Source organism: Microcoleus sp. B4-C2 (assembly GCF_036705265.1).
GTDB lineage: Bacteria > Cyanobacteriota > Cyanobacteriia > Cyanobacteriales > Microcoleaceae > Microcoleus.
On the sequence record NZ_JAUBUB010000150.1, the window covers coordinates 1 to 9,888 of the forward strand.

Genomic DNA, 9,888 nt, shown 5'->3' on the forward strand with positions numbered 1-9,888 from the left:
TTACTACGGATCGCCTAGAATTGTTAAAACTTTTATCTGCCCAAATTGCTATTTCCATTGAAAATGCTCAGCTTTACAAAAATTTACAGGAGTTTAATCAAAACTTAGAGCAATTAGTGAGCGATCGTACTCAACAATTATCGAACACCCTAGAGGCTTTAAAAGCCACCCAAACACAGCTAGTCGAATCTGAAAAAATGGCATCTCTGGGAGGATTAGTTGCTGGTGTTGCCCACGAAATTAATACTCCCATCGGAGTTGGTGTCACGGTTGCTTCAGCTTTGGCAGAAAATACCACAGAATTTGCATCTATTTATAAAAGTGGCAAAATGAAGCGATCGGATTTAGAAGAATTTGTCGATATTGCTACCCAAAGCAGTAAGGCACTTCTAATTAACCTAGAGCGGGCAGCAGCCTTGATTCAAAGCTTTAAGCAAGTAGCAGTCGATCGCTCTAGCGAAGAACGACGTACTTTCCAGATCAGACCTTATCTTGATGAAATTTTATTACAATTAAAACCAAAGTTGAAAAATAGCCAACATTCGCTTAAAATTAAGGGAGATAGCAAAATTGCTATAGATTCTTATCCAGGAGCCTTGTCCCAAGTTGTGACAAACTTGCTAATCAATTCTCTGATTCATGCCTACGAACCAGGGATTTCTGGGGAACTAATCTTTGATTGGGAGCAAGAAGGTAATCGGCTAAGGTTTGAATACGCCGATGAAGGTAAAGGTATTCCCCCAGAAAACTTAAGTAAAATTTTTGAGCCATTTTTTACCACTAAGCGTGGTCAAGGTGGCAGTGGTTTAGGGTTACATATTGTCTACAATTTAGTCACCCAAAAACTAAAAGGTGAAATTGAATGTCTAAGTGAGGTGGGAAGAGGCACCAAGTTTATTATTAAATTACCGATGCAAATTGATTCACCAATGTAGAGTTCTAATTCCGATTTCCTGGCCAAGATAACTAAGTAAGTCCACCTAATTAGAAGTAAAATAAGGATGACTGAAAAGGTTGCTGTGTAAATCTTCTCCCTTCTGCCTTTTGCTTAGCTTAACAGGTTTTCTAACTTCAAACCTACACATTAGTAAAAAATAAAGGTGTACAGCAATGAAAAGTGATTTTGACGATTTCTTAACTCAACCATCTCCAGAAACAGTATACTTTGCCGAAGCGATCGACTCGGATGACGAGATATTGTTTGCAGATGAAACAACAGAAGAAAAACTGAGTGAAAGCTGGAAAATTTTAGTTGTAGATGATGAGGCTCAAGTTCACACCGCTACCGAAATATCACTCAGGAAGTTTGTCTTTGAAAATAAATCTTTAACCTTCATTAATGCTTACTCAGCTCGTGAAGCTAGACAGCTAATCCAAGAAAATCCTGATGTTGCCATCATCTTACTAGATGTAATTATGGAAACAGATGATGCTGGCTTAAACTTTGTTAAATATGTCCGAGAAGTTTTAGGCAATCAGTTAGTGCGAATTATTTTACGCACGGGTCAACCCGGACAAGTACCGGAAAAAAGCATTATTATCAATTACGATATTAATGACTATAAAACTAAAACTGAATTAACGACATCAAAGCTATACACTACGATCCTAACAGCTTTGAGAAGTTTTTCTCTGAGTCAGAGTTTGCAGGCTGAAATAGAGCGACGCGAACAAGTAGAGAAAGCACTCCGTCTCAGTGAAGAAAAAGAACACCAAAAATCTGTTGCTTTAGATCATTTTGTCAAACAACTCCAAGAAACACAACTCCAGCTAGTTCAAAGTGAAAAAATGTCTAGTCTCGGTCAATTAGTTGCAGGTGTCGCTCATGAAATCAACAATCCGGTTAACTTTATTTACGGCAATCTGTCCCACGCCAACGACTATATTAAAGAACTCATTAATATGTTGAATCTTTACCAAAGGTATTACCCGCAACCTGAAGCAGAAATTGTCCATGAAATAGAAGATGCAGAGTTGCCATTTATCATAGATGATTTACCAAAATTGCTTTCTTCCATGCAGTTAGGGATCGAACGCATTCGCAATATTGTTCACTCTCTACGCAATTTTTCTCGGTTGGATGAAACTGAAATTAAATCAGTAGATATCCACGAAGGCATTAATAGCACTTTGATGATCTTACAGCACCGACTAAAGGCTAAGTCCGATCGCCCTGCTATCAATGTGATAAAAGACTATGGCGTATTGCCGCTTGTGAACTGTTATGCCGGTCAGCTCAATCAGGTGTTTATGAACCTTTTAGCGAATGCTATAGATGCTTTAGAAGAGCGGCTAAGTAGAGAAGATGGTGCAGTTTTTCACCCCCAGATTTTGATTCGGACTGAAGTTGTACCCGGCAATTCGCCTGACAACATTAGCTCGGCTTCCCACATCCTGGTAACAATTTCTGATAATGGTGTGGGCATGACCGAAACAGTTCGTGCTAAACTTTTCACTCCCTTTTTTACTACTAAGCCCATAGGAAAAGGTACAGGCATGGGATTGTCCATCAGCAGAAAAATTCTGATAGAAAAACACTGCGGTCAATTGGAGTGTATTTCTACGCCAGAGCAGGGAACGCAGTTTATTATTGATCTGCCGACTATCTGTAGATCCACTAAGATCGCCACCGTAGCGGATGCCTAGAAAACTCATCGGGCTGAATTGATTGTATACCGTTTTTCAGTTGCCTGAGAATAGGGTAATTGCTCATTAATCGGAATTATGACAGGATTTTTCCCCGCAGCAAGTTCCCCCCTTCTGGGTTCGGGATAGGCGCTGCGGCTTTAGCCACATTCTTCTAATACTAATTCTAAAAAATCATGCAACAGTAGCGCTCCGGGTGCGTCGCCCTAGAAAAGTTATCAAAAAAAGCGACTATCTCACAGATCCGCACCGGTGCATAAGCTGTTGCGCGTTAAAATTGCATATTCGGGACGGACTCGCCTGCCCATCCCACAAGAATTTGAGTGATTTTTGACACACAATTTAAATGGAGAACAGCTTACAGTGTTTCAGGAAACAAACCACAAACTTATAACTGTTGCAAGATTGTGGAGAATTGGTATAACTTAGAGCAGATTACAGGTTTATGAAGTAAACCCCCGATGGCTCAATCCCCGTAAGGGAATGGCATTGCGGTGTCTAAAGCTGCACCCCAGAAACCGGGTTTCTTTATATCTCTCGCATCATTACTTATTTTGTTGCTCGAAACCCGGTCGATCGCGATATACATCTACATGAAATATGCTGTATATATAGGACAAGAGTTGAGCGCGAAAATACAAGATTAATACATCCTGATAGCTCGTTTGAAACGAAAAACTTTTTGTTATTCTAAATCAGACGACAAGTTTAGCAGATATTATCTTCGATTATTAATTTACTATCTAAAATTTGCTAATTTTCCCATGCCATATCAAAATTAAAGAAATTATTTGGCTTTTATGCGATCGCCGGCGTTGCTTAGGATCGCGAATTAAATAACTGACAATTTTAATTTTTATTGTGGTATGGGCTCTTATAGCCCGTCCTTTTTGGACGGGCTATAAGAGCCCATCCCACTTTCAAGAGTGGAAGTTATTTAATTCTCATTCCTTAGTGATACCCTAATTCAGCAACGGCTTTTTTTGTAATATCATGGAGGAGATCAACGCTTTTCGCTTTGCTGGAAATGCCGCCAAACTTCATGATGACAGACGTACCAAAAATACAGGGCTAAATTCAGAAGAGCTAATAATTTAGTGCCATCTTCTAACATCGCGTGTAATCCTTGATTTCGCAAGTGTAAAGGATCCGCAAACCGCGAGATAGCCAACAATAGGAATGCTGCGACTAATGGCAGGTAAGGAGTGGTTTTGATGTATCGCCAAAACTTAACTCCGTAAAGGAAAACTGCACTACCATAACACAAATAAATTAATTTCTTAGATATTCCCAACCGAGAAATAATCAAAGTCATCCGAAACCTGTCATCTAGGAAAAAGACTCCCAGCAGTAAAGCACTAAAAAATAAGAATATCCCCGATCGACTCCGCGGCTCTTTTTGGCGCAGCACTCCGAAAGTAAATGCACAAATTGCGACTGGGGTGCACCATAGGACTTCGGAAACTCCGGTGAGAATGCCTTCGTAAGGGAACCAGAAATTAAAAGGATCGCTAAACAGGCGTTCAACTCCGTCTCCCTGGTTGTTGAGTTTGGCGTATATGCTCAGCGCGCACAAAATCAGAAGAGTCAGAATGTTAAAAGCAGCTAAAAACCGTACACGAAAAAAGTGTTTTTTGAAAACTTCTAAAGAAGTTGAAAAATTGGGAATTTTATCGAATAAAGGTAGATGCTTCATAAAAAATGTCTCTAAGCAATAGAGTTCGTTACTTATTCACCGGCAGCCAAACCACAAATGTAGTGCCGAGAGCGGTTGGATATAAATGAGTTTCCGCCGATGGCAGCCATTCAGGATTGACTGGGGAAAATACTTCTATTTCTCCTTGCATTTGGCGGACTAAATCGCGGGCGATCGCCAAACCTAATCCTGTACCCGGAATTTCTGTCTGCGCTTTTTCTCCCCGGTAGTGCCGCTCAAATAAATGCTCTAAATCCTGGGGAGGAATGCCGGAACCTGTGTCGCTGACGGCAACTGCTATGGCAGGCAATTGGCTGTATCCTGCCCGATCGCCATCTGCTGCTTTGTACCTGACTTTAATATAAATTTGGCGGCCGGCAGGGGTATATTTCAAAGCATTGTCAATTAAATTGCTCAAAACTTCGCGCAAAGCTCGATCGTTCGCCCAGACTGGTGGCAAATCCGCCTCCATGTCGGCTACCAATTTCAGATTCCTTTCAGATGCGATCGCCTCGGCGGAAATTAACAGCGGTTTTAAGACTTCTGTAACAAAACAGGATTCCTGCAAATTGGCTGCAGGTGACAGCGACAGAGGAGAATGCCGGATTGATTCGACATTGGACATTGCTTTTTCTGAAGTGCCCGATCGCAGTTTTAGATGTGCTTCGCCGGTGTCAACAGTTCGATCGAACTGGCCGAGCAACTCTTGCAGCCGATCGCTCTCACGGACAATACTAAAAGCCACATTGCGGTTTTTATCTTCCGGTACCAGCCGCCGCGCTAACAGCTTGCCAAAAGTTCGCAACGCTGTCAGCGGACTTTTAAACTGGTGCAGCAAATTGTGCATCGTGTCGTAAACCTGAGCCTGGATTTGCCGGGCCGAACCCAATTCCTGCTGCATCCACTGCGATCGCTGGTCTAAAATGCAGGCTAGGGCTAAGGTGCGAGCAATTTGTTGTATTTGAGCCTCCTCTCGCTCGTTCCAAGGCCTGTCTTGCCGACCGCTGACTAGGAGTCCCATTACAGCTCCCTCGTGTATCAGAGGCGTCACAATTTGCATCCGCTGCTGCCACAAATTCTCCGGGCCTTGGCACTGATGGGAAGTGCGCTCCTTACCCGGAAGTCGATCGGGTGCGATCGCCCCTACCGTTGATTCTTCCACAGGCCCAACAGGCGGCGCCAGCAGTCGCGGTACCGGTTTCACTGTCGAGCTTTCGGAAGATTGCAACCTCAACCCCTGATTTTCTTCCAATTCGGCTGAGGTTTCTGGGTAAACTGCGATCGGCACCAACTTTGCTTCGCTGCCTTCTACCAACTCTTGTGTCAGGTATACCGCGCTGAATTTCGCTCCCAAACTAACGGCGATGGCCACCTGCGAACGGCAAAGTTTGACAAATTCTGAACTCGCTGGCATTAACATGAGCGCCACATTAAGATATCTAACGGAATTCTAAGTAAATTACAAATGATCGGCTGCCGATTACTGATGAGAGACTTCTCGATTTCAGATTTATTCCCTTTGATAGAAGGCAGCTATGTTGAAGGCATGGGGCTTTCATGAACCCAAATTGCCCCGCATCCCCGTCCGCGCAGCTTCCACCGATCCCCAAGCTTTGATATTGCCCGAACTTGGGGCCAACCATATCACAACCGCTACACTTTTGTCGATCGGCACGAATGTTAAGATTATGTCGATATATTAAAAACAGTTGAAATTTTGAGCTAGAACGGATATACTGGCCTCGGATTTGGTAGCTATCATTACAACCTGTCTGCTCATACTGTCTGCTCACAGAGGAGGTAAAGAAATTGGCCAGGAGACGCAAACGCAAGAGTCGCCGCCGACAAGAAGGACGCAGAATTTTAGAGTGTGTGCCTCAATATAGCATCGAGAGCGGCGAAGATAAACCCGTAACAGCGGCTCGCAAGTTCATCCATGCAGAAGGCATTGCTCCCCCAGCTTTGCTGTTAGTCAAGCGTAACGAGCATACCACTGACAGATACTTCTGGGCTGAAAAAGGTTTATTTGGAGCCCAATACGTAGAAGAGAACCATTTCTTGTTTCCCAGCTTAAAGGTGATGTTGGAAGCTACCACAGAAAAAATTCCTGTGGTGTCAGCCAGTCGCGCATAGCTCAAAATGTTTAGCTCAAAACATTGACAGCAATGTTTTTCTAAGTTTTTTAACAAAAGCGCGAGAGTTCTCATTGTCTGGAGAGTGCCAACTGAAATTTCTGCGAAAAGTCCTTAGAAATTAGGGTATAAGGAGCCATCGCAACAGGCGCGATCGCAGCCCAAGGGCGATCGCCACAATTGGCACTTTCACGATAATGGTTTTTTTTGATTGACTGTTTGGTCGATCGAATTTGTCGATCGAATTTGTCGATCAAAAAAACAGCCACTGGTTTATCAACGAGAGATCCGCTCTTGAGTCATCTGTTTGTCAGCTAGAAGTCTAACTACGGCATCTAGCATATCAAAAAACGTTCCGCGTCAAACTTTATAATCGATCGGTTTCAAATCTAAAGCTTTTTGCATAGCTGCTAGTTCATCGCGGTGAGCTCTGACAGTAACAAAGCTCTTGGTTTGGCTTCCCGACTCAGCAACTGATTCGAGTTTGAGGGAGACTTGCTCAGAGCGTCCAGCTTTTTTCCAGTAAAATACCCCCGCCAGCGGGGACAGCAGTACCAAAGCTAGGAAAATTTGACCCTGCTGAGGAACTAGCATTCCCAAAACCAGTCCCAAGCACAGAGTGCCACCTGCACTCAGCAGAGTTAGAAAAATAGCTAGAAACCAACTCGGCCGCACAAAACCCTCAAACGTGACTTTATAGTTGGGGGCATCGACGGCTGCAACTCGGTAAGCTCTCTGGGCAAAATACTGTTGTAAGTCGGTTAACAGTGACTCTTGGGCGCTCTCGGAAGCCAGCTTGACTTGTTCGATTCGATCTTTGACTGAAGCCTTGATGAAGAAAAACAAGCCAACAGCCAACAGTAGCGTCAGCACAAAGGTAGAAGGAAGAACAGCAGTATCCATCGGTAGAAGTTTGTGTAATTGAAATTATCTACTATTACTTTACAGAACTTTACATAAAAAAGCGATCGAGGACTTACGCAGACACTTTTTTACCAAGATTCGCAGAAAGCTTCTTCTGCAAGGCGTTTTTCTCTCCATCACCCAATTCCCCTATCTCCCCATCATCCCTAATTCTCAAGTGACAATGCGTAAGTCCTGACGCGCCGTGTAGATGCTTGAATCGCTGTGCGGCGATCGAGCAAAGCGAAGGCAATCAGGCAAATCGCTTTGCAAGTAGCGCCAGCATCTCCAGGGTTTAGGCATCCGATTCAAACTCGGTTAACCCATGTGACCGGTTTCTAAGGCGCGGGAACGACGCTCTGACGCGCCGTTTCCCTGACCAATGTAATCGTGCCAGAGACGAGCGAGGTCTTGAGCTTGGTGCCGCCACTCAGGGAGGATTTGATACATCCGGCGGGGGCGGCCTCGTCCTTCTACTTTTTTCCAGTAACCGGTGATTACGGCTTCATCTTCAAGGAATTTCAGAGCGCTGTAGAGAACGGTATCAGAAAGTCGGTAGATGGGGAATTCCCTCTCTAGTTGGCCAATCAGTTCTGTACCGTAGGAATCTCCGCGCAATAACACGGAGAGAATGTAACACACCGCTAGTTCCTTGTTTAGATAAACAGGAGGGGGGTCTTGAAAAAATTGATAGATATGTTCAAACTTCATCTGTCTTGTCCGCTGGAAACTCTCGTGATACCGTCAGGTTAACGGGAGAGGAAAGCGGGGCGGGGTGTGCCGCTTCCTAATGATTAAGTGGGACACCGGGGAAACAGAGGTGCAGTATTTCCCCAGTGAATGTTGATAGCCCCAAACGCTTGTCCTGCACTTCGGTAATGTTTGCCTGCGCCTTGGTTGAGCAGCGCTGACGTAACGCTGCTGACTAACTTCCTCTTCCAATCTATCGCAGCGACTATTGTCAAGTGTGCGATCGCCTGCAAGAGTTCGCAGTTACTTTGGGAGTTAGTGTTTTAACTGAATTTGCCGTTGATGTTTGCGCTCTAGCTTGGCTTTAAACCGAACTCAGGCCTAACATAGCCCGCAGTGTAAAAGTTAGAAAGACAAAAGTCGCTACAATCGAACTAATCAGGGCGATCGCAGTTGCCGGTCGATCGAGCAGGGGTTTGAGTCGCTCGAACAGGAAAAAGAAAATTCCCAGGCATATCGTAATGAAAAAGCGCGGGTAGCGAGAGACGTTATTAATAAAATCTTGCATGAGCTTGGTAGGGTAAAGTGTCACAGCACGAGCTTTGACTGGCAACACTTGTGAGCGAGTTAGACAATTTTGGCACAGCCGGAGCTAAATCTGCCGATCGGGCGATCGGGCATTTTTGCCGGCGAGGCTGACATATATAATTCTAACGAAAACTTTTCGCCGATGGCTCCAGCACTCTCTGTTTAATGCCACGCCACCTCCGGTAACAACTTCAGAAGTATGTCTATTGAGTTCTAGTTGTGATAAATATTATAGGGCCGTTATTTCTAGATAAATGTCTGCTGCCGCACCTTCTTTCGTCTTGCCACGTCCCTTTCTGAAATGGGCTGGAGGCAAAACTCGGTTGATTGGACAATATCAACCTTATTTTCCTGAAAAGTTCACAACTTACTACGAGCCTTTTTTGGGTGGCGGAGCTGTATTTTTTTACTTAGCACAGCAGCACCCTGGTTTGCAAGCTGTTTTAACAGATATTAATCCTGAGTTGATTAATGCTTATCGCTGTGTCAGGGATAAAGTTGAGGAGCTGATTCTCCTTTTAGAGGAGCATCAGTCAGAACACAGCAAGAACAATAAAGATTATTATTACTCGGTGCGATCGCGCTCCTACAAAACAGATACAGAAAAAGCAGCACGCCTGATTTACCTAAATAAAACTTGTTACAACGGCCTCTACAGAGAAAACTCAAAAGGTGAATTTAATGTTCCCATAGGTCGATACAAAAATCCTAACATTTGTCAAGCAGATTTACTGCGATCGGTCTCATCTTTACTCGCGCCCGCTCAAATTGAAGTCAGAAAATTCGATGAAATTTTGGATTTTGCTACCAGCAGCGAAGACTTTGTTTATTTTGACCCGCCTTATTATCCAATCAGTGCCACCAGTAACTTCACGACTTACAGCCGGGATAATTTTAAAGAATCGGAACAGATTAAACTGAGAGATATTTTTGCAGAACTTGCAGAACGAGGCGTGAAAGTTATGCTGTCTAATTCTAACTGCGATTTTATCGAAAAAATCTACCGCGATACTCAAATTTTCCCCAATCAATCTCTGCCCAAACTCATTGAAATATCAGCATCTAGGGGAATTAATTCTAATAGTTTTAAGCGCGGCAAAATCAAAGAAGTATTAATACGTTTATTTTAAATCTTCCTTAAGGAAAGTCTCTAATTAACAATACTCCGGACAGTTTTTAAGCAGCCAGAGTACCATAAGACAAGACTGAAGGAAGGTTAGGGTGATTTAAAAT

Annotated in this window: 13 protein-coding genes and 1 pseudogene; 6 read left to right on the plus strand and 8 right to left on the minus strand. The window is 43.6% G+C overall.

All coding sequences use genetic code 11. The features are described from left to right. From QUB20_RS27130 to QUB20_RS27140, 3 genes and pseudogenes are all read left to right on the plus strand, one after another. On the plus strand, positions 1-935 hold a 935-nt coding region (locus tag QUB20_RS27130; protein WP_333058448.1), incomplete at its 5' end, for a GAF domain-containing sensor histidine kinase. A gap of 175 nt (positions 936-1,110) precedes the next feature. Beyond that, the gene (locus QUB20_RS27135; protein ID WP_333212712.1) at positions 1,111-2,646 is read left to right on the plus strand and encodes an ATP-binding protein; all 1,536 of its coding nucleotides are present in this window, start codon (positions 1,111-1,113) and stop codon (positions 2,644-2,646) included. A 610-nt stretch (positions 2,647-3,256) separates the two neighbouring features. Continuing rightward, positions 3,257-3,428 (plus strand): annotated as a pseudogene (locus tag QUB20_RS27140) (IS1 family transposase); the annotation flags it as partial. A 221-nt stretch (positions 3,429-3,649) separates the two neighbouring features. Here QUB20_RS27140 and QUB20_RS27145 read toward each other — a convergent pair. Together QUB20_RS27145 and QUB20_RS27150 are read right to left on the minus strand one after the other, a co-directional pair. Beyond that, positions 3,650-4,342, minus strand: a complete 693-nt coding sequence (locus QUB20_RS27145; RefSeq protein ID WP_333058446.1) for a hypothetical protein — start codon at positions 4,340-4,342, stop codon at positions 3,650-3,652. A 28-nt stretch (positions 4,343-4,370) separates the two neighbouring features. Then, positions 4,371-5,756, minus strand: a complete 1,386-nt coding sequence (locus QUB20_RS27150) for a HAMP domain-containing sensor histidine kinase (RefSeq protein ID WP_333058445.1) — start codon at positions 5,754-5,756, stop codon at positions 4,371-4,373. A 121-nt stretch (positions 5,757-5,877) separates the two neighbouring features. On the opposite strand from QUB20_RS27150, the gene QUB20_RS27155 reads away from it, so the two are divergent. Together QUB20_RS27155 and QUB20_RS27160 are read left to right on the plus strand one after the other, a co-directional pair. Beyond that, the gene (locus QUB20_RS27155; RefSeq protein ID WP_333058444.1) at positions 5,878-6,045 is read left to right on the plus strand and encodes a hypothetical protein; all 168 of its coding nucleotides are present in this window, start codon (positions 5,878-5,880) and stop codon (positions 6,043-6,045) included. Between the two features lie 106 nt (positions 6,046-6,151). Further along, positions 6,152-6,475, plus strand: coding sequence for a DUF3155 domain-containing protein (locus QUB20_RS27160; RefSeq protein WP_006635576.1), 324 nt, complete (start codon positions 6,152-6,154; stop codon positions 6,473-6,475). Positions 6,476-6,545: 70 nt separating this feature from the next. On the opposite strand, the gene QUB20_RS27165 is transcribed toward QUB20_RS27160, so the two are convergent. The 6 genes from QUB20_RS27165 to QUB20_RS27190 form a co-directional block, all read right to left on the minus strand. After that, positions 6,546-6,743, minus strand: a complete 198-nt coding sequence (locus QUB20_RS27165; protein ID WP_333250971.1) for a hypothetical protein — start codon at positions 6,741-6,743, stop codon at positions 6,546-6,548. A 91-nt stretch (positions 6,744-6,834) separates the two neighbouring features. Next, entirely contained in the window at positions 6,835-7,377 is a 543-nt protein-coding gene (locus tag QUB20_RS27170; RefSeq protein WP_333058443.1) for a cofactor assembly of complex C subunit B, read from the minus strand. Positions 7,378-7,551: 174 nt separating this feature from the next. Further along, the gene (locus QUB20_RS27175; protein WP_333212707.1) at positions 7,552-7,680 is read right to left on the minus strand and encodes a hypothetical protein; all 129 of its coding nucleotides are present in this window, start codon (positions 7,678-7,680) and stop codon (positions 7,552-7,554) included. A 15-nt stretch (positions 7,681-7,695) separates the two neighbouring features. Next, positions 7,696-8,088 (minus strand): PadR family transcriptional regulator, encoded by a 393-nt coding sequence (locus QUB20_RS27180; RefSeq protein ID WP_333058442.1) that lies wholly within the window; start codon positions 8,086-8,088, stop codon positions 7,696-7,698. Positions 8,089-8,171: 83 nt separating this feature from the next. Beyond that, positions 8,172-8,342, minus strand: a complete 171-nt coding sequence (locus QUB20_RS27185; protein WP_333243135.1) for a hypothetical protein — start codon at positions 8,340-8,342, stop codon at positions 8,172-8,174. Positions 8,343-8,431: 89 nt separating this feature from the next. Beyond that, the gene (locus QUB20_RS27190; RefSeq protein ID WP_190657763.1) at positions 8,432-8,635 is read right to left on the minus strand and encodes a DUF751 family protein; all 204 of its coding nucleotides are present in this window, start codon (positions 8,633-8,635) and stop codon (positions 8,432-8,434) included. 274 nt (positions 8,636-8,909) lie between these two features. Between QUB20_RS27190 and QUB20_RS27195 the strand changes: the two genes are divergently transcribed. After that, positions 8,910-9,785, plus strand: coding sequence for a DNA adenine methylase (locus QUB20_RS27195; protein ID WP_333212703.1), 876 nt, complete (start codon positions 8,910-8,912; stop codon positions 9,783-9,785). Positions 9,786-9,888 lie beyond the last annotated feature (103 nt).